Genomic DNA, 17786 nt, shown 5'->3' on the forward strand with positions numbered 1-17786 from the left:
AACCGAGCGTGTCACACGTCACCGCCCCGCACTGCCGGGGCGGTGACATCGTTAACGCGAAGAAGTCTCGCTCACCCCAGAAGGGGGCACATCTTGAGGCGAGGACTGGTGAAGATGTCCCCCGACTGGCAGAATTCCTGTACCCCAATATACAAGCTAGACCTGGCGGACGGGGGTGCCGCCGTGATGTTCGGAGCGCACGCCCGGTCCTGCCCCCCGCGACCGGGCGTGTGCTCCGTATCACCCAGCCGACGAGGCTATGCGTGCAGCGCGGCGTTGAGATCGATGCCTGAGCCGCGCCGGGTGAGCACCTCGACGGCGCCCGAGAGGGAATTGCGGCGGAACAGCAGGTTCGGCACGCCACTGAGCTCTGCCGCCTTGGTTGAACGCTGTTCGCCCGCTTCGTCGTCGATCACAATGACCTTCGTACCCGCCGTGATGTAGAGCCCCGCCTCGACGACGGAATCGTCACCGATCGAGATGCCGATGCCGGAGTTCGCCCCGAGCAGCGCGCGTTTGCCCACCGTGATCCGCTGGCTGCCGCCGCCGCTGAGGGTGCCCATGATGGATGCCCCGCCACCGATGTCAGATCCGTCGCCGACGACGACGCCCTGCGAGATGCGCCCCTCGACCATCGAGGCACCGAGCGTGCCGGCGTTGAAGTTCACGAAGCCCTCGTGCATCACGGTTGTGCCGCTGGCGAGGTGGGCACCGAGGCGCACGCGATTCGCGTCGGCGATGCGCACGCCGGCGGGCGAGACGTAGTCAATGAGCCGTGGGAATTTGTCGAGGCTGTGGGCGACGATGCCATCACGCTGCAGCGTCGGACGCAGCCGCTCGAAGTCGTCGAGGTGCACGGGGCCGGCATTCGTCCAGGCGACCGTCGGCAGGACGCCGAAAATGCCGTCGATGTTGATGCTGTTGGGGGTGACGAGCAGGTGGCTCAGCAGGTGCAGCCGCAGGTAGGCGTCCGAGGTTGAGACGGGAGGTGCATCGAGGTCGGCGTCGACCGTCACGAACTCGAGACGCACGTTGCGGCGCTCGTCGACGCGAGTGAGCTTTTCGAACTCGGCCGGGGCGATGTAGGGGTCGATGTGCGGCGGTCGGGCGCCAAGTTCGGGGGAGGGGAACCAGGTGTCGAGCACCGTGCCGTCGCCGGCAATCGTGGCGAGGCCATAGCCCCAGGCAGCTGAAGTCATGCCCTCCAGAGTAGTGGCGATTAGGCTTGGGCCATGTCGACCAACGCCCCCACCGTGCCCGTGCTCGACCTCTCCGAGAGTTCTATCGACATCACGAGGCGGCTCTGCGACATCCCCTCCGTGTCGGGCGACGAGGCCGCTGTTGCCGACGCCATCGAGGCCGCGCTCGCCTCGTGCTCGCATCTGGAGATCATCCGCGACGGCCACGCCGTGATCGCACGGACCTCGCTCGGCCGAGATCGGCGGGTCGTCATTGCGGGGCACATCGACACCGTGCCCATCAACGGCAATGTGCCCACTCGCTTCGAGACGATCGACGGCGTCGAGTATCTCTGGGGTCGAGGCACGGTCGACATGAAGGCTGGCGTCGCGGTGCAGCTCAAGCTCGCCGCAGAACTCGTTGACCCCGCGATCGACGTCACGTGGATCTGGTACGACCACGAAGAGGTCTCCGACGACATGAACGGGCTCGGGCGCCTTGCCCGCACCCGACCGGAGTTGCTCGTCGGCGACTTCGCCATCCTGGGCGAACCAACGCGTGCCGAGGTCGAGGGCGGATGCAACGGCAATATGCGTGTCGAGGTGCGCACGTTCGGTCTCCGGGCGCACTCCGCACGCTCCTGGGTCGGTGACAACGCGATCCACCACGCCGCGCCCATCTTGCAGCGGCTCGTTGACTACACGCCGCGGGAGATCGAGGTTGAGGGCCTGGTCTATCGCGAGGGGCTCAGCGCGGTCGGCATCTCGGGCGGCATCGCTGGCAATGTGATCCCCGACGAGTGCATGGTCCACGTGAACTACCGATTCGCTCCGAGCCGCACGGGCGACGAGGCCGAGGCCCACCTGCGCGAGTTGTTCCACGGTTTCGATGTCACGGTGGTCGACCGGGCCGAAGGAGCCCGTCCCGGCTTGGACTCGCCGCTCTCACGCGACTTCCTCGCCTCAGTGGGCACGACGGCGCATCCGAAGTACGGCTGGACGGATGTTGCGCGCTTCTCCGCCCTCGGAGTGCCTGCCGTGAATTACGGCCCTGGTGACCCCCTCAAGGCCCACGCAGACGATGAACGCGTGCCGCTCACGCAGATCACGTCGTGCGAGGCCGGGTTGCGCCGCTGGCTCGCTGGCGAGTGACGCTGCGGCCCCCAATCTGGGCCGCGAGAAGACGAACTATTCCACCCCGTTTTCCGTATACCGCTCAACTACGGAATAATAGGAAGACATCCACGAAAGGGGACCACTCATGGCGGCCATGAAACCGAGGACCGGCGACGGACCAATGGAGGCTGTTAAGGAGGGTCGACTCATCATCGTGCGCGTGCCCCTAGAAGGCGGTGGACGCCTTGTCGTGTCGGTGAACGACGCGGAGGCCAAGGAGTTGCACGACGCTCTCGCGGGTGTCGTCGCGGGCTAGTCGTCGCTGGTTAGTCTTCGACGCGCGTCAGCTGCAGCAGCCCGTCTCCCGCAGGGGAGAGGGCGCTGAGCACCGCCGTGGAGTCTGCGGTCTCTTTGAGAAGGGCGCGGAACCCCGCGGTGGTGTCATCCCGCTTCGCCGGGTCGGCCACTCGGTCGCGCCACAGCGCGTGCGGCACGAGTACCGTGCCGCCGGGGCGCACGAGACGAAGACCGTGCTCGACGTATTCGATGACGGAGCCCGGGTCGGCGTCGATCAGCACGATGTCATAGGACTGCTCGTTCATGCGCGGCAGGACATCGCGTGCCCGTCCCGTGATGAGGCGCGCCCGATTCGCCGGGATGCCAGCCTCGGCAAAGGCCTTCTTGGCGGCCTGCTGGTGATCGGATTCGATGTCGATCGAGGTGAGCGTGGCATCCGGTGCGCCTCGGAGCAGCCAGAGACCGCTCACACCGACGCCCGTGCCGATCTCGATGATGTTGCTCGCGCGGGTTGCCGCAGCGAGCAGCGCCACCTGCGCGCCGATTGCTGCGGCGATGGGCTCGACCCCAAGCTCGAGGGCGTGCTGTCTGGCCTGCGCGATGACCGGCGGTTCGACCACGAGTTCGTCGACGAAACGCCAGTTGGAATCTTTCTCTGACACTGCTTGCTCCCTGGCCCGGTCGCGAATTGGGGCTCGGTCAAGGATACGGCTCCCTCCCGCCCAAGCAGGCTAGTCTGAACGAGTGTTTGGCCTCACCTTCGACAAGCTGCTCCTCATCGGGCTCCTTGCCGTCTTCGTGCTCGGACCCGACCGGCTGCCCCACTACGCTGCCCAGCTCGCCCGACTGGTCCGCTCGCTGCGGGATATGGCGAACGGTGCCAAGACCCGGCTCCGCGACGAGATGGGCCCCGAGTTCAACGAGGTCGACTGGCAGAAGCTCGACCCCCGGCAGTACGACCCGCGCCGCATCATCCGCGAAGCCCTCATCGACGATGAGCCCGATCCGGCCGAGGCGCGGATCATCAAGCCGCCGGGCCGCGCGCGGCCGATCGAATCGGCCGCCGCACGACGCGCACAACTGCTCGCCAGCGGCGGTGTCACACCGTTCGACAGCGAGGCGACCTAGGCCACCGGCGACCTAGGCACCCCTGCGGAGATCGTCGATCTCAGAGAAGCCACGGCGCCGGATGCTCACGAGCGTGAGCGCTGCGATCGCGGTGCCAAGAAACACGAAGTCGATGAGGATGAAGGTCTGCGTCGGCGCATCCGCCTCAATGACTCCCGCGGCATGGGCCAGCAGATGCAGCATCGTGATGACGATGCTCACCCCGAGGCATGCGAGGTGCCGCACGCCGATCGAGAATCTGGCGAGCAAGCCTGAGGTGACGACGACGGCGACACCCCACCCGAGAAACCACAGTGGGCGACTGCCGATCGCCGGCATCGCCGATACCGACGACGCGAACAGCGTGATGACCGCCAGAATGATCGCCGCTATGACCACCGCGAAGCTCGCGTTGATGACCGCTCTAGTGCGTCGAGGCATCATGGCTGCCAATTTTAGGGGGATGGTCAGCGGAGATGAAGGGTCCTGAGTGCGACAAGGAGGCCCACCATCACCCCAGAAAGGGGGGAGAATTCGATCCCCCTCGTGGGAAGGTCCATGATCCCCGTCGTCGACGACACGGTGCGGGACTGCGCGAATCGCAAGAGCCCTTCAGGGCCATTGCGCCGCCCGAGCCCCGAATGCTTCGCGCCGCCCATCGGCGCGTCGACCGCCGAGAACGTGGCACGGTAGCCCTCATTGATGTTGACGCTGCCAACGTCGAGCGCTGATGCGATGCGCCGGGCCCGCCGCAGGTTGCTGCTGAAGATCGCCGCATTGAGCCCGTATTCGGAGTCGTTAGCGGCAACGATGGCCTCCTCTTCGGAATCGACGATGCTCACGCTGACGACAGGGCCAAACGTCTCGCCCGCGAAGCACTCCATCTCGGGGGTGACGCCAGTGAGCACGGTCGGCGCGTAGAAGAGCGGCCCGAGGTGTGGCAGGGCGCGACCCCCGGTGAGCAGGGTCGCGCCCTTTGCGAGGGCATCCGCGACGTGCCGCTGGGTGTGCTCGAGTTGGGAGGGAAGCGTGAGGGACCCGGCATCCGTCGTGTAGTCAAACGAGGGTCCGATCGAGAGCGCCTCGACGTGGTGCACAAAGGAGGCGATGAAGGCATCGGCGACCGCGCGGTGCACGATGATGCGCTCGATGCTGACACAGAGCTGCCCCATCGAGGCGAAGCAGGCGTAGACGGCATCGCGGGCAGCGCGCTCGGGTTCCACGTCGTCGAGCACAAGGAGCGGGTTCTTGCCGCCGAGTTCGAGCGACGCTCCGATGAGCCTTGATGCTGCCCGCTCGGCGACAACGCGACCCGTCGCGGTCGAGCCAGTGAAGCACACGTGGTCAACGACATCGGTGACGGCGGTGCCGATGATCGACCCCGGCCCCGTCACGACCTGCCAGAGATCGGCAGGGAGACCAGCGTCGATGAAGGCGCGACGGGAGGCGAGGATGCTCAGCGCCCCCTGATGGTCGGCCTTCTGGAGGACAGCGTTGCCAGCGGCGAGTGCCGGGATGACGTCCATGGTTGAGAGGCTTAGGGGAAAGTTCCACGGGGTGATGACTCCGATGAGCCCCTTCGGTCTGAGGTCGACGCGCGTGCGCAGCACGACGGGGATGCCAGACCGCCTGCCCTGCTCGCGCAGCACCCGCTCAGCGCTGAGGGCGCAGTATCGCGTCACCGACGCGCTCTGGAACACCTCCTCGAACGCCTGCCCACGGGTCTTGCCGGTCTCAGACTGCACCGCATCGAGCAGCAACTGGCGGCGCTCGAGCAGCAGGTCGTGGGCGCGCAGCAGCACGCGGCGGCGATGCGCGAAGCCCGCACGCTGCCAGGCCACCTGTGCGAATCGCGCTCGCTCGGCCGCGCGCTGCACGTCGTCGACCGAGCTCAGCGGCAGGGAGTGGAGATGTTCGAGCGTAAACGGCGCCGAGATGTCGGCGACCTCGCCAGACGACGAAGCGATGTCGCGCGTGAGATCGGCGGCGACATCGGGGCTGAGGAGGGAGCCAGGCATAGCTCGATCCTATGGTCGCCGCCGTGCCGCGAGCATCCGCGGGTGAAGCGCCCGTGCGTGGTTCGCGCGGGCTCAGTTCGGGCTGAGGCCAAGGCTGCGTCCCGCGAGCCCGCGCCCCCGCCCGAGCAGATGATCGGCGAGGCCCGAAATGGCGGTCGCCGCGGCATCCGACGGGGTCGAAAGCACGACAGGCAGGCCAGTGTCGCCGCCCTCTCGCAGTGGCACGCTGAGGGGCACACGTGCGAGCACTGGCACGTCAAGACGGCGTGCGAGTTCGTCGCCGCCCCCCGTGCCGAAGAGGTCAAGGATGCTGCCGTCCGGCTGCACGAGACCGGCCATGTTCTCGACAATGCCGATGACGGTTTGGCCGGTCTGGCGGGCGGCGAGACCGCTGCGTTCCGCGACATCTGCGGCGGCGGACTGGGGGGTCGTGACGACGAGCACCTCGGCGTGGGGGAGCAGCTGGCCGACCGAGATCGCGATGTCGCCGGTGCCTGGCGGCAGGTCGAGCAGCAGCACATCGAGATCCCCGAAATAGACATCGACCAAGAACTGCTGGATGGTGCGGTGCAGCATGGGGCCGCGCCACGACACTGCGGTCGAACCATCCACAAACATGCCGATCGAGATCGCCTTCACCCCGTGGGCGACGGGCGGCAAGATCATCTCGCCCACCCTCGTGGGTTTCGCCGTCGCGATGCCGAGGATCGCCGGGATCGAAAAGCCGAACACGTCGGCATCGATGAGACCCACCTTGAGGCCGCGCGCGGCGAGAGCGACCGCGAGGTTTGCCGTGACAGTCGACTTGCCGACGCCCCCCTTGCCGCTCGTGACAGCGATCACCCTGGTGAGGCTCTCGGGCGTGAACGGCATGACGCGCGCCCGCCCGCCCTGCAGTCGCTCCGTGAGGGCCCGGCGCTCCGCTGGCGTCATGACGGTGATCGTGACATCGGGCTCGAGACCCTCAACCGAGGCGACAGCAGCAATGACGTCACGTTCGATGCGGTCTGCTGCGGGGCATCCGACAATCGTCAGCTTGATGACAACGGATGCCCGCCCGCCGTCGACGCGCACGTCACCGACCATGTCGAGCTCGGTGATGGGCCTGCGAATCTCGGGGTCGATCACGCGGGCGAGCGCGTCACGCACCTGCTGCTCTGCGGGACAGGAGTGTTGCGCTCGTCCCTCGCTATTCACCCGGCGGTTCCCTGTCGCGGTCGAGCTCATCGAGCATGAGGCGAAGCTCGGCCCGGATGAAATCCTTCGTCGCCACGTCTTTCATGGCGAGGCGGAGGGCCACGACTTCGCGCGCGAGGTACTCGGTGTCGTTGAGGTTGCGCTCGGCGCGCTGCCGGTCCTGCTCGATCTGCACGCGGTCGCGGTCATCCTGTCGGTTTTGCGCGAGCAGGATCATGGGGGCCGCATAGCTCGCCTGCAGCGAGAGGATGAGGGTGAGGAGCGTGTAGTTGAGCGCGCGCGGGTCGAACTGTGCCTCCACGGGCGCCCAGGTGTTGTAGGCGAGCCAGAGCAGCACGAAGATCGACATTCCCACGAGGAACCACGGGGTGCCCATGGCGCGCGCGAACGACTCCGAGAATCGGCCCATGCGGTCGCGCCCGCCAGAGCGCTGCCGACGGTTCAGTCGCAGGTCTTTGGGGTTGCTGAGGTCGCCGTCATCGTGTCGAGCCATGCTGGCGCCTCCGTCCTGGCGGCGCGACCACCGGGGTGATCACCGGCTGGGGCCTCGTGTCGGTGGTGCGCGGGCGTGGGCGGTCGTCGTCGTCGTGACTGCGCCAGTCGTCAGGCAGCAGGTAGTCGAGCACGTCGTCGATCGTGACGATGCCAACAAGGCGCCGGGTGTCATCGACGATCGGCACCGAGACGAGGTCGTAGCTCGCAAGGATGCGCGCGACCTCCGCCGCGCTCGCATCGACATGCACGGGGTCGAGCTTCTGGTCGATCAGGGTGCCGAGGCGCTCGCCGGGAGGGTAGCGAAGCATCCGCTGGAAGTGCACCATGCCGAGGAACCGGCCCGTGGGCGCCTCGTAGGGCGGCAGCGTGACGCAGATTGCGGCGCCGAGTGCTGGCGCAAGCTCATGACGGCGGATGAGCGCGAGGCCCTCGGCGACGGTGGCCTCAGAGGAGACGATGATCGGATCGGTCGTCATGAGCCCGCCGGCCGTGTCTGGCTCATACGACAGCAGCATGCGCACGTCGTCGGCGCCATCGGGCTGCATCAGATCGAGCAGCACCTCACTGCGCTCGTCGCTGAGTTGAGCGATAAGGTCGGCCGCGTCATCCGGCTGCATGTGGTCGAGCACGTCGGCGGCCCGGCGATCTTCGAGCTTGTTGAGAATCTCGACCTGCTCGGTCTCGGGCATCTCCTCGAGCACATCCGCGAGACGGTCGTCACTGAGCTCACCGGCGACCTCGAGCATGCGCTGCTCAGGCAGGTCGAGGAGGGCGCTCGCGAGGTCGGCCGGCAGCATGTCCCCATAGGTTGCGAGCAGCTGTGTCGCCGACTGCGCCTCTCCGTCATCGATGTCTTCGCGCACCTCCGACCAGGCGGCGAACCGGGTGTGACCCTTCGCAAACGGTGATGAGCTCGTCTTGGGGTGACGCACGAAGAGTTCGCTGACCTGCCATTCGCCAGGCCCGGTCTCTTCGATCGCGACATCCTCGATCGTCGCCTCTCCGCGATCGCTCACGAGTGTCACTCGGCGCCCCAGCATTTCGGCGATGACCCGCACTTCGCCGCCGCGCTGTTCGAAGCGACGAAGGTTGATGAGGCCCGTCGTGATGATCTGCCCAGACCCGATGCTTGTGATGCGGCCGATCGAGAGAAAGACGCGTCGGCGGCCCGGCACCTCGACGATAAAGCCGACGACCCGGGGGGACTGGGTTGCGCGATACACGACGAGCACATCCCGCACCCGACCGACGCGGTCTCCAGCGGGGTCGAAGACGGAACACCCCGCCAGGCGCGCGACAAAGACTCGTGTGGTGCTCACGGCTTAACCCTAGCCGCCGCGTGGGAGAATGCTCGGGTGAGCACCTCATCTCCGTTTTCGCGTCGCGCCCAGCCTCAGCCCACGCTCCCGAGGGGTGACGTGCTCGGCACGTATGACACCTACGCCGAGGCCCTGTCGACCGTCGAGACCCTCGCCAAGCGGGAGTTTCCGGTCGCCCAGCTCTCGATCATCGGCAATGACCTGAAGACGGTCGAGCGTGTGACCGGCAAGCTCACCTACGGCCGGGTCGCGGGTGCCGGGGCGGCAAGCGGTGCATGGTTCGGCCTCTTCTTCGGGGTGCTCCTCTGGCTCTTCTCCGACAATGCTGGCGCAATCGCGTTCGTCGGGGCGTCGCTGCTCATCGGCGCGGGCTTCGGCATGATCTTCGGCATCGTGTCGTACACGTTCAATCGTGGGCGCCGCGATTTCACCTCAACCCACCAGGTGCTGGCGAGCAGCTATCAGATCATCGTCGATTCGGGAGCGTCGCTGCGCGCGCAGCAGCTGCTGGAGCGGCCGGAGCCGAGCGACAGCTAGCAGGGCAGCAGCCCGATTCACGCGCAGCGCCGGCTTCACGCAGCGCGAGCTTCATTTTGGGCCGGGGTCAGCCCCGCTGCATCCATCGTTCGACATCGTCTGCTGTGCGCGGGATTCCGATGCTGAGGTTTTCGGCACCATCGGCCGTCACGAGGATGTCGTCTTCGATGCGAACCCCGATGCCACGAAATTCCTCTGGCACGGTGAGGTCATCTGGCTGAAAGTAGAGGCCGGGCTCGATCGTGAACACCATGCCAGCCTCGATCACGCCATCGAGGTAGAGCTCGCGACGCGCCTTCGCGCAGTCATGCACGTCGAGGCCGAGGTGGTGGCTGGTGCCGTGCACCATGTAGCGCCGGTGGTACTGCTTCTCGGGCTCCATCGATTCTTCGGCGCTCACCGGGAGCAGGCCCCACTCGGCCGTGCGTTCTGCGATGACCCGCATCGCCTCGGCGTGGATCTCTCTGAACCGAATGCCGGGGCGCACGATCGCGAAGGCGGCATCCGCAGCCTCGAGCACCGCCTCATAGACGCGCCGTTGCACGGGGGTGAAGGTGCCGCTGATCGGCAGCGTTCGGGTGATGTCGGCAGTGTAGTAGCTCTCGAGCTCGATACCGGCGTCGAGGAGGATGAGGTCGCCTGCGCGCACCGGCCCGTCATTGCGGGTCCAGTGGAGTATGCAGGCGTGCGGTCCGCTCGCGGCGATGGTGTCGTAGCCGACCGTGTTGCCGTCGGCTCGGGCGCGTCGATTGAAGGTGCCCTCGACCAGCCGCTCACCTCTCGGGTGTGCCGTGATCGCAGCGCGATCGGCGACCACGTCGTCGAAACCATCACCCGTCGCGGCGACCGCAAGCCGCATCTGCTCGATCTCCCAGGCGTCTTTGACGAGTCGCAGCTCGGAGAGGTCGCGGGCGAGCATCTCATCGCCAGCGATCCACCCCGCATCGTCGGTGCTTGGGGCGAGGGCTGCGCGCTGGTGGTCGGCTCTCACCGTGACATCACGATCGACGTCGCGCACGACGAGCGTGTCGGCGTCGCTCGCGTCGAGCACAGCGTCGAACGCTGCGAGGTCTGCTGTGGCGATTGCCAGGTCGCCAGCAACCTGCGCCAGCGAGGGGCGCGGGCCAATCCAAAATTCGCCGATCTCGGGGTTGGCGTAGAACTCGTCGGAGTCGCGGCCAGCGCGCTCACGAAAGTAGAGGGTGACGTCGTGACCGGTCGTGCTCGGTTCGAAAACGAGCACCGCGCCCGGTTCGCTGTCGGATCCCCACCCGGTGAGGTGGGCGAAGGCGGAGTGGGCACGGTAGGGGTAGTCGGTGTCGTTCGAGCGCACCTTTGCGGCACCGGCCGGCACGATGAGACGTTTCGTCGGGTGCAGCGCGGAGATGCGGCCGCGACGCTCAGCGGCAGGCACGGCCGACACTCGAGGCTCTGGCACGACCTCGTCGCGGTGCGCCCAGTGCGACGAAATGTAGTCGCTGAAGGTCGACGACACGGGCGTCGTTGACCGATTGGAGGTTGCCCTGGGTGGGGCGGTGGTTGTCTCGGCGGGCCCAGTCGTGTCCATGGACGCCATTCTCCCACCTGTCGCCCGAGGCGCGCTGGGGAGAAGGTGCTTAGGCGACGGCGCGGTAGGTTGCGCGGGCGCGATGCGGGCCACGCCGCGCATCTGCGGGAATGAGGGAAGCGCCGAGGGCTGCGACGATCGAGAGCCCGAGGTGCGACTCGGAGGAGACCGGTGCCGGTGCGATTGGCGCCTCGGTCTGGGGGCGTTCGGCGACCTGCGGAGTGCTGGATGATGTGCTGAACATGCGAGCTCCTTCCGATCTAGTAGAACGTGCGCTCTCATGAACGCGTAGCTTCATAACAGCAGAGAACGCTCTCTCTCGCAAGTACCGTTTGGCAACGATTTGGTGACGGCCGAACTGAAGCTAGTCGGCGGGGCGCAGCACCGCGACGATGGGGCGGTGATCGCTGCCCGTCGTATCCCGATCATCGAGCACGCGAAAGCCGACGACGCTCCACTCGTCCGTCGCCAGCACGTGATCGATCGGCGTGCCGAGGAGGGCGGGAATCGAGGTCGGCCACGTGCCCACCGCGCCCGCGCCGGCGGTGGCCGCGGCATCCGTGCACTCGCCGAGCCTCGCGGCCGATGCGACAGGGTCGACCTCGCGCGTTGTCGACTCCCACGAGCCGAGACCGGAGAAATGGTCGATCGTCGCGTTGAAATCCCCGGCCATGATGACGTTGTCGCCGGTGCACAGGTCGGCGAGCAGCTCGAGGTCGCTGCGCCAGTTGTCCATCTGTTCGAGGGTCGGCGCGACGGCGTGGACGGCGATGAGCGTTGGCCCGTCGCCCGACACGGGCGTCGCCACGACGGTCGGCAAGACCGAGGTGGTGCGCTCCGACGCATCAAAGGTGTACTCGCCGAGATCGACGCTCACGAGCATCGAGGTCGAACGGGCAGGCGAGATGGTGTCGTACGCCGCCGTGAGCACCCACATGGGACGACCGGCCTCGCGCAGCAGCACGGCGGCCTCCACCGCGTCTTCTTGCCGGGTCTCGGGCAACACGACGACGTCGGCGGCGGCCTCAAGGGCGAGGTCGGCGATCTCGGATGGCTCGGTCGCCGGCCCGAGCGTGTTCCACGCCACCACCGTCACGTCACCGTCTGATCGTTCAGCCGAATCGATCAAGTCGCCAGGGCCGAAGCCTCGCGACGCCAGCACAACACCGCTCACGAGCATGAACGCGGTCAGCAGCACACCCAGCGATGCGCCGAGCGCACGGAATGGGCGCAGGACGAGCGCGAGAATGAGCAGCACAACGATGACCGCGGCCGCTCCGGTGATCGCGATGGCACGGAGTGAAACCACCTGAGCGACGCCGTCGGCGCGCTGCAGATCAACGAGCTGTGGCCATGCCGCAACGAGAAGCACGGCCGCCACGAGGACGATGATGGCGGCTGCGAAGAGTCGACGGAACATGGCCTAGCAACTGTAATGGTTTCGCGCGCATAGAGTGGCAGCATGAGCCGTGTCATCGACCTGCACACGCACAGCAGTGTCTCCGACGGCACCGACACCCCCGGTCTTCTCGTTGCCGCCGCGGTCGATGCCCGCCTCGACACCATCGCGATCACCGACCACGATTCGACCGCGGGGTGGGAAGAGGCGCGCCTCGCGGCAGCGGGCACCCGCCTCACCGTCATCCCCGGCATGGAACTCAGCACCCGGCACGGGTGGCGCTCCGTGCACCTGCTCGCCTACCTCTTCGACCCGACGGATGCCGATCTCATCGTCGAGACGGCGCGCATCCGGGCATCCAGGCTCACCAGGGCCGAGAGCATCGTCGCGCGCCTCGCCCTTGACTACACCGTCACGTGGGATGACGTGCTCGCGCACACGAGCGAGGGTGCGACCGTTGGCCGCCCGCACATCGCCGACGCGCTCGTGACGCGAGGCCACGCGACGACGCGGAGCGAGGCCTTCGAGTCGATCCTGCACCCGCGGCACGGCTACACCATGCCGCACTACGCGCCGGAGCCGGAAGAGGCCATCAGGCTCGTGCGCGCCGCCGGTGGGGTGCCCGTGCTCGCGCACCCGGCGACGAGCGGGCGCGAAACGATCGTCGATGAGTCAACGCTGGCGCGCTTCGTCGACGCCGGCCTCTTCGGTCTTGAGGTCGGCCATCGCGAAAACACTGAGAGGGGCAAGGCGCGCTTGCGCGGCTGGGCAGAACGCTACGACCTCGTCATGACGGGTTCGAGCGACTACCACGGTGACGGCAAGCCCAACCGGCTCGCCGAGAACACAACCGATGAGGCGGTGCTCGAGCGCATCATTGCCGCTGGCAGCGGCTCGACGCCGTTCGAGCCGTAACGAGGAATGGCCCGAGAGGGCCAGGCCGCGAGAAGTTAGGCCGTCAACTGGCTACGCCGCGGGTGGCGGGGTGCTCCCGGTGCTCGGCCGACGCGTGCGACGACGCCGACGGCGGGGCTCCGAACCATCGTGGGTGCCAGCACCCTCCAGCTTGGGGGCCGAATCGCCCTCGCCACCGAAGGTGCGTGTGCGCTGGCGGCGCTGGCCGCCATCGCCCGAGCCGCTGCGCTCGCCACCGCCACCGCCACCGCCACTGCCACTGCTGGCGCCGCGCTCGCGCTGGCCGCGGCCGGAGGGGGCCGCCGTTGCGGAGCGGGGTTCGCGGGCGCGCACCGGCCCGGCGCTTGCGAGTCGGCCCTTCGTGCCCTCGGGGATGTCGAGGTCGCTGAAGAGGTGCGGCGAGGAGGAATAGGTTTCGACGGGCTCGGGGATCCCCATCTCAAGCGCGCGGTTGATGAGCGCCCACTTGTGCAGGTCGTCCCAGTCGACGAAGGTGACGGCGATGCCGGTCTTGCCGGCGCGGCCGGTGCGTCCGGCGCGGTGCAGGTAGGTGTCGTGGTCGTCTGGCACCGTGTGGTTGATCACGTGGGTGACGTCATTGACGTCGATGCCTCGCGCCGCGACATCCGTAGCGATGAGGATGTCTTTCTTGCCCGCCTTGAACGCCGCCATGGCGCGCTCGCGCTGCTCCTGATTGAGGTCACCGTGCACGGCGGCGGCGTTGAAGCCACGGTCGTTGAGCTCTTCGACGAGCTTTGCCGCGGCACGCTTGGTGCGCGTGAAGACCACCGTCTTGCCGCGACCCTCCGACTGCAGGATGCGGGCGATGACCTCGTCTTTGTCGAGCGAGTGGGCGCGGTAGACCACGTGCTTGATGTTCGCCTGCGTGAGGCCCTCATCGGGGTCGGTCGCGCGGATGTGGATGGGCTTGTTCATGAAGCGACGCGCGAGCGCGACGATCGGGCCCGGCATGGTGGCCGAGAAAAGCATGGTGTGACGCGTGGGGCTCGTCTGCGAGAAGAGCTTCTCGATGTCGGCGAGGAAGCCGAGGTCGAGCATCTTGTCGGCCTCATCAAGCACCATGACCTTGACGTCTTTGAGCGACAGCAGGCGCTGGCTTGCGAGGTCGAGGAGGCGGCCGGGCGTGCCGACGATCACCTGTGCGCCCGCCTTGATCTGCTCCACCTGACCCTCGTAGGCCTTGCCGCCGTAGATCGCCGCGACCTGGGTGCCGCGGTTCGACGATGCGAGCGTGAGGTCTTCAGCGACCTGCACGCAGAGCTCGCGGGTGGGCACCACGACGAGCGCCTTGACGCCGGGTTCCGGGTCGGTGCCGAGGGCCTGAAGGAGGGGGAGGCCGAAGCCGAGGGTCTTGCCGGTGCCGGTCTTGGCTTGGCCGATGATGTCCTGACGGTTGAGCCCCATGGGGATCGTCTGGGTTTGGATCGGGAAGGGCGAGGTGATGCCCTTCGATGCGAGTGCGTCGACCATGTCCTGCTCGATGCCGAGATCCGCGAAGCTCTGCTCCACGATGGGCTCCGGCGCCCCCTCGACCTCGATCGATTCGACCTCGGGAATAATCTGTTCTGTAGTCACGATAAATGTGCCCTGTTCCAAAGCGTGTACGCCCGCTTTTCACCTGAGGCGTAGAGAACCTCCACCAGAAGCGGGAGGCATTACGGGCCAGTTTAGGGGAAGACGATCCGGATGCCCCGTGATCGTGCCAGCCCGGTGCGTCGCAGGCGGGCCAGCCGCCGGTAGTCTTGAGCCGTGATCTCCCCCTTCGGACGTCGACTTCCCGCCGCAGCGCCGCGGCTGCGGCCCAGGGCGTCGGTCAAGCAGCAGCCGGTGAATCGCGTCAATCTTGCCGAGCTCACCCCCGACCTGCCGCGCTACCTCGGCCAGGCGGCCTATCTTCAACTCTCGAACTTCGAGAACATCTCAGGCGCGATCGTGACCTCGCCGAGCACGAGCGACAAGGTGGCGCTGACGCGCGTCGCGCGGGTCTCGCTCACGAAGCTCGAAGGCCTCCTCGAGGAGATTGAGCGGGGCGGCGACCGGCCAGACGAACTCATGGAGCATTTCGCGGCGCCCATCGATGCCTTCCGGGCATCGACGCGGGGGAGCGACTGGTATGAGACGGTCGTCACGAGCTACATCACCGCGAGCATGCTCACCGACTTCTTCGCCTCGCTCGCCGACGGCCTGCCGCAGGCGCCACGCGAGCGCATCCAGGCGCTGCTCACGGCGCAGGATCCAAGCCCGATCATCGTCGAGCAGCTCAGCGCCGCGATCGCCGCTGAACCCGCGCTCGCATCACGACTCGCCCTCTGGGGGCGCCGCCTCGTCGGCGACACCCTGCTGATCGCCCGTTCCTCGCTCTCGGTGCCCGGCCGCACCGAGCCCGACGAGGCGCGACTCGAACCCGTCTTCACCGAGCTCATCGCGGCGCACACCCGCCGCATGGACGTGCTCGGGCTCACCGCGTAGTTCCTCGTTCACTCCGGAGTCGCTTACTCCCTGACGACACTGAGCCAGGTGATGCACACTGGGGTCATGACTGCTCCAACGACGACGCTCAACGACGGCGCGACGATCCCCACCATCGGCCTCGGCACCTACAAGCTCGAGGGTGAGGCGGGCACGGCGGCCATGACGACGGCGATCGAGTCCGGATACCGTCTGCTCGACACCGCCCTCAACTACGGCAACGAACGGGAGGTCGGCGCCGCCGTCCGGGCTGCCGCGAATCTCAGCACGCCTGTTTCCCGCGACGAGCTGTTCATCACGACCAAACTTCCTGGCCGGCACCACGGCTATGACGAGACCCTCGCGAGCGCGGCAGAGTCACTCGGGAATCTCGGTCTCGATGCGGTCGACCTCTACCTCATTCACTGGCCGCTGCCCAAGGTTGACCGCTTCGTCGACAGTTGGCGCGCCATGATCGAGCTCCGCGAGCGTGGCCTTGCTCGCTCGATCGGTGTGAGCAACTTCACACGTGAGCACCTTGAGCGACTCATCGCCGAGACGGGGGTGACCCCCGCGGTGAACCAGGTGGAGTTGCATCCGCTCTTCGCGCAGGCCGAGCTGCGCAGCTTCCATGCTGACCACGGCATCGTCACGCAGAGCTGGAGCCCGCTCGGCTCGCGTCACGCCGATATTGCTGCGAGCCCCATCATTCGCGAGATCGCCGAGGAGCTCCGCGTGACGCCCACAATGGTTGTGGTGCGGTGGCATGTGCAGCTCGGGGCGATCCCACTGCCAAAGTCGGCAGACCCTGGGCGGCAGCGCGAGAATCTCGACGTGTTCGGCTTCGAGCTCAGCGGCGCCCACCTCGATGCGATCGGCACGCTCGAGCACGGGCGGCTCTGGGGTGGCGACCCCGAGACTCACGAGGAGTTCTAGGCGGGCGCTGTCGCGGGGTGTGGCCAGCGCACAGGCACGGTGCTTCATGATTGACGGATGCTTCGCCGCCACCCTGTCCTGAGCCTCACGACGTTCGGCTATCTCGCCGTCGTCGCCTGGATCACGCTCGGGCCGCAACCGCTCGATGATGCGGGCTGGGGCATCCTGGTGCGGATCATCCGGCGCGTGCGCCAGATTGACGGCTTCGAATGGGTGACGCTCTCCAGCGTGGAGTTCGCGGCAAACATCGCCATGTTTGTGCCGATCGGGCTCATGTTTGTGCTGCTGCTCGGCCGGAGGCAGTGGTGGCTCGCTATTGTCTTCTCGATCGCGCTCACCGTCGGCATCGAAACTGCGCAGCTGTTTCTCGATGGGCGAGTGTCAGACCCGCGCGACCTCGCGTCGAACACGATCGGTGCCGTTGCCGGTGTGTTTGCGGCGCTCATCGTTACGTGGCCGAAGGCCCGGGCGCTCCGGCGCTCCGAGGTAAGGCGACGTAACACGCTCGACCGAGAACGGCTCGCCGCCTAGCGTTGCATCCATCGCGGCGTACCCAAGTGGTCAAGGGAACGGTCTCATAGCCCGTCAGCTGCAGGTTCGATTCCTGCCGTCGCGTCGAGGGTCAAGAGCGTGCCGGCGGTGTTGAGGGTGTCAGCCCTTTGCGAGGGTTTCGAAGAGCCGCGCATCCGCAGCGTTGCGCCGCTTGGGCAGGGCAAGTCCGATGGCGAGTGCGACGAGCGGTGCCATGATGATCGACACAACCCAGATCCACGCGCCGTCGAACGGCCAGCCGAGCCAGGTAAGGGCGCTCCACACGACCGCGGTCACGGCAGTGCCGATGGCCGCCAGCATGGCCACACCGCGAGTGTCACGGTGGGGCAGCGCGAAGTGCACGCCGAGGGCGAGAAAGAGTCCGCCGAGCACGGCGAACATCATCTCCATGCTCACGCGACGAAGCCCACCCGACGCGGGTTCTCTGCGCCGACCTCGATGTAGCCGAACGAGGCGACCGGCACGACAAAGACACTGCCCTTGTCGTCTTGCAGCGTGAAGTACTTCGCGTCAGAATCGAGGGCTTTTGCCACGACCGACTGGATCTCTGCCGCCGACTGGCTCGTCTCGAAGCTGATCTCGCGGGCGCTGTTGGTGATGCCGATTCGAATGTCCACGAGCCCAGAGTACGACATCACGGATGCCTCGGGTGCCGCGTTCGTCGAGGGCGCAACCCCGCTCCCG

General features: G+C 67.1%; 21 protein-coding genes and 1 tRNA gene. 9 read left to right on the forward strand and 13 right to left on the reverse strand.

The window, feature by feature from the left end; all coding sequences use genetic code 11:
• Nucleotides 1-257 precede the first annotated feature (257 nt).
• On the reverse strand, nt 258-1199 hold the full coding sequence (dapD, locus tag ACY48M_RS07040) for a 2,3,4,5-tetrahydropyridine-2,6-dicarboxylate N-succinyltransferase (RefSeq protein ID WP_462819561.1): 942 nt from the start codon (nt 1197-1199) through the stop codon (nt 258-260).
• Between the two features lie 33 nt (nt 1200-1232).
• On the opposite strand from dapD, the gene dapE reads away from it, so the two are divergent.
• Both dapE and ACY48M_RS07050 read left to right on the forward strand, forming a co-directional pair.
• Entirely contained in the window at nt 1233-2330 is a 1098-nt protein-coding gene (dapE, locus tag ACY48M_RS07045; protein ID WP_462819562.1) for a succinyl-diaminopimelate desuccinylase, read from the forward strand.
• 109 nt (nt 2331-2439) lie between these two features.
• Nucleotides 2440-2610 carry a DUF3117 domain-containing protein gene (locus tag ACY48M_RS07050; RefSeq protein ID WP_462819563.1) on the forward strand — a complete coding sequence of 57 codons (171 nt, stop codon included), beginning with the start codon at nt 2440-2442 and terminating at the stop codon, nt 2608-2610.
• Nucleotides 2611-2620: 10 nt separating this feature from the next.
• On the opposite strand, the gene ACY48M_RS07055 is transcribed toward ACY48M_RS07050, so the two are convergent.
• The gene (locus ACY48M_RS07055) at nt 2621-3253 is read right to left on the reverse strand and encodes an O-methyltransferase (protein ID WP_462819564.1); all 633 of its coding nucleotides are present in this window, start codon (nt 3251-3253) and stop codon (nt 2621-2623) included.
• Between the two features lie 82 nt (nt 3254-3335).
• Here ACY48M_RS07055 and ACY48M_RS07060 point away from each other — a divergent pair, with 82 nt between their 5' ends.
• On the forward strand, nt 3336-3719 hold the full coding sequence (locus tag ACY48M_RS07060) for a sec-independent translocase (protein WP_462819565.1): 384 nt from the start codon (nt 3336-3338) through the stop codon (nt 3717-3719).
• A gap of 12 nt (nt 3720-3731) precedes the next feature.
• Here the strand turns inward: ACY48M_RS07060 and ACY48M_RS07065 are convergent, their stop codons facing one another.
• From ACY48M_RS07065 to ACY48M_RS07085, 5 genes are all read right to left on the reverse strand, one after another.
• Nucleotides 3732-4142, reverse strand: a complete 411-nt coding sequence (locus tag ACY48M_RS07065; RefSeq protein ID WP_462819566.1) for a hypothetical protein — start codon at nt 4140-4142, stop codon at nt 3732-3734.
• A gap of 23 nt (nt 4143-4165) precedes the next feature.
• Nucleotides 4166-5716 carry a succinic semialdehyde dehydrogenase gene (locus tag ACY48M_RS07070; protein WP_462819567.1) on the reverse strand — a complete coding sequence of 517 codons (1551 nt, stop codon included), beginning with the start codon at nt 5714-5716 and terminating at the stop codon, nt 4166-4168.
• A 72-nt stretch (nt 5717-5788) separates the two neighbouring features.
• Nucleotides 5789-6865 carry an Mrp/NBP35 family ATP-binding protein gene (locus ACY48M_RS07075; protein ID WP_462819568.1) on the reverse strand — a complete coding sequence of 359 codons (1077 nt, stop codon included), beginning with the start codon at nt 6863-6865 and terminating at the stop codon, nt 5789-5791.
• A 40-nt stretch (nt 6866-6905) separates the two neighbouring features.
• Nucleotides 6906-7406 carry a DUF1003 domain-containing protein gene (locus tag ACY48M_RS07080; RefSeq protein ID WP_462819569.1) on the reverse strand — a complete coding sequence of 167 codons (501 nt, stop codon included), beginning with the start codon at nt 7404-7406 and terminating at the stop codon, nt 6906-6908.
• Nucleotides 7390-8727 carry a magnesium transporter MgtE N-terminal domain-containing protein gene (locus tag ACY48M_RS07085; RefSeq protein WP_462819570.1) on the reverse strand — a complete coding sequence of 446 codons (1338 nt, stop codon included), beginning with the start codon at nt 8725-8727 and terminating at the stop codon, nt 7390-7392. The genes ACY48M_RS07080 and ACY48M_RS07085 overlap by 17 nt, the downstream gene beginning before the upstream one ends.
• A 36-nt stretch (nt 8728-8763) precedes the next feature.
• Here ACY48M_RS07085 and ACY48M_RS07090 point away from each other — a divergent pair, with 36 nt between their 5' ends.
• Nucleotides 8764-9264 carry a YflT domain-containing protein gene (locus ACY48M_RS07090; RefSeq protein ID WP_462819571.1) on the forward strand — a complete coding sequence of 167 codons (501 nt, stop codon included), beginning with the start codon at nt 8764-8766 and terminating at the stop codon, nt 9262-9264.
• A 67-nt stretch (nt 9265-9331) separates the two neighbouring features.
• Here the strand turns inward: ACY48M_RS07090 and ACY48M_RS07095 are convergent, their stop codons facing one another.
• The 3 genes from ACY48M_RS07095 to ACY48M_RS07105 all read right to left on the reverse strand — a co-directional run bounded on the left by ACY48M_RS07095 (nt 9332) and on the right by ACY48M_RS07105 (nt 12251).
• Nucleotides 9332-10840, reverse strand: coding sequence for an aminopeptidase P family protein (locus ACY48M_RS07095; protein WP_462819572.1), 1509 nt, complete (start codon nt 10838-10840; stop codon nt 9332-9334).
• A gap of 40 nt (nt 10841-10880) precedes the next feature.
• A complete protein-coding gene (locus ACY48M_RS07100; protein WP_462819573.1) occupies nt 10881-11075 on the reverse strand; it encodes a hypothetical protein in 195 nt (64 codons plus the stop codon).
• Between the two features lie 120 nt (nt 11076-11195).
• Complete coding sequence (locus ACY48M_RS07105) at nt 11196-12251, reverse strand: endonuclease/exonuclease/phosphatase family protein (RefSeq protein ID WP_462819574.1); 1056 nt, start codon at nt 12249-12251, stop codon at nt 11196-11198.
• A 42-nt stretch (nt 12252-12293) separates the two neighbouring features.
• Here ACY48M_RS07105 and ACY48M_RS07110 point away from each other — a divergent pair, with 42 nt between their 5' ends.
• Entirely contained in the window at nt 12294-13145 is an 852-nt protein-coding gene (locus ACY48M_RS07110; RefSeq protein ID WP_462819575.1) for a PHP domain-containing protein, read from the forward strand.
• A 51-nt stretch (nt 13146-13196) separates the two neighbouring features.
• Here ACY48M_RS07110 and ACY48M_RS07115 read toward each other — a convergent pair whose 3' ends face one another.
• Entirely contained in the window at nt 13197-14636 is a 1440-nt protein-coding gene (locus ACY48M_RS07115; protein WP_462819886.1) for a DEAD/DEAH box helicase, read from the reverse strand.
• Nucleotides 14637-14915: 279 nt separating this feature from the next.
• Here ACY48M_RS07115 and ACY48M_RS07120 point away from each other — a divergent pair, with 279 nt between their 5' ends.
• From ACY48M_RS07120 to ACY48M_RS07135, 4 genes are all read left to right on the forward strand, one after another.
• A complete protein-coding gene (locus ACY48M_RS07120; RefSeq protein WP_462819576.1) occupies nt 14916-15635 on the forward strand; it encodes a ferritin-like fold-containing protein in 720 nt (239 codons plus the stop codon).
• Between the two features lie 66 nt (nt 15636-15701).
• A complete protein-coding gene (locus ACY48M_RS07125; RefSeq protein WP_462819577.1) occupies nt 15702-16550 on the forward strand; it encodes an aldo/keto reductase in 849 nt (282 codons plus the stop codon).
• 57 nt (nt 16551-16607) lie between these two features.
• A complete protein-coding gene (locus ACY48M_RS07130) occupies nt 16608-17081 on the forward strand; it encodes a VanZ family protein (protein WP_462819578.1) in 474 nt (157 codons plus the stop codon).
• A gap of 12 nt (nt 17082-17093) precedes the next feature.
• Nucleotides 17094-17166 (forward strand) — tRNA-Met (locus tag ACY48M_RS07135).
• 35 nt (nt 17167-17201) lie between these two features.
• On the opposite strand, the gene ACY48M_RS07140 is transcribed toward ACY48M_RS07135, so the two are convergent.
• Entirely contained in the window at nt 17202-17498 is a 297-nt protein-coding gene (locus ACY48M_RS07140; RefSeq protein ID WP_462819579.1) for a hypothetical protein, read from the reverse strand.
• On the reverse strand, nt 17495-17719 hold the full coding sequence (locus tag ACY48M_RS07145) for a DUF3107 domain-containing protein (protein WP_462819580.1): 225 nt from the start codon (nt 17717-17719) through the stop codon (nt 17495-17497). The genes ACY48M_RS07140 and ACY48M_RS07145 overlap by 4 nt, the downstream gene beginning before the upstream one ends.
• Between the last annotated feature and the right edge of the window lie 67 nt (nt 17720-17786).

This window comes from Homoserinimonas flava (assembly GCF_054969005.1).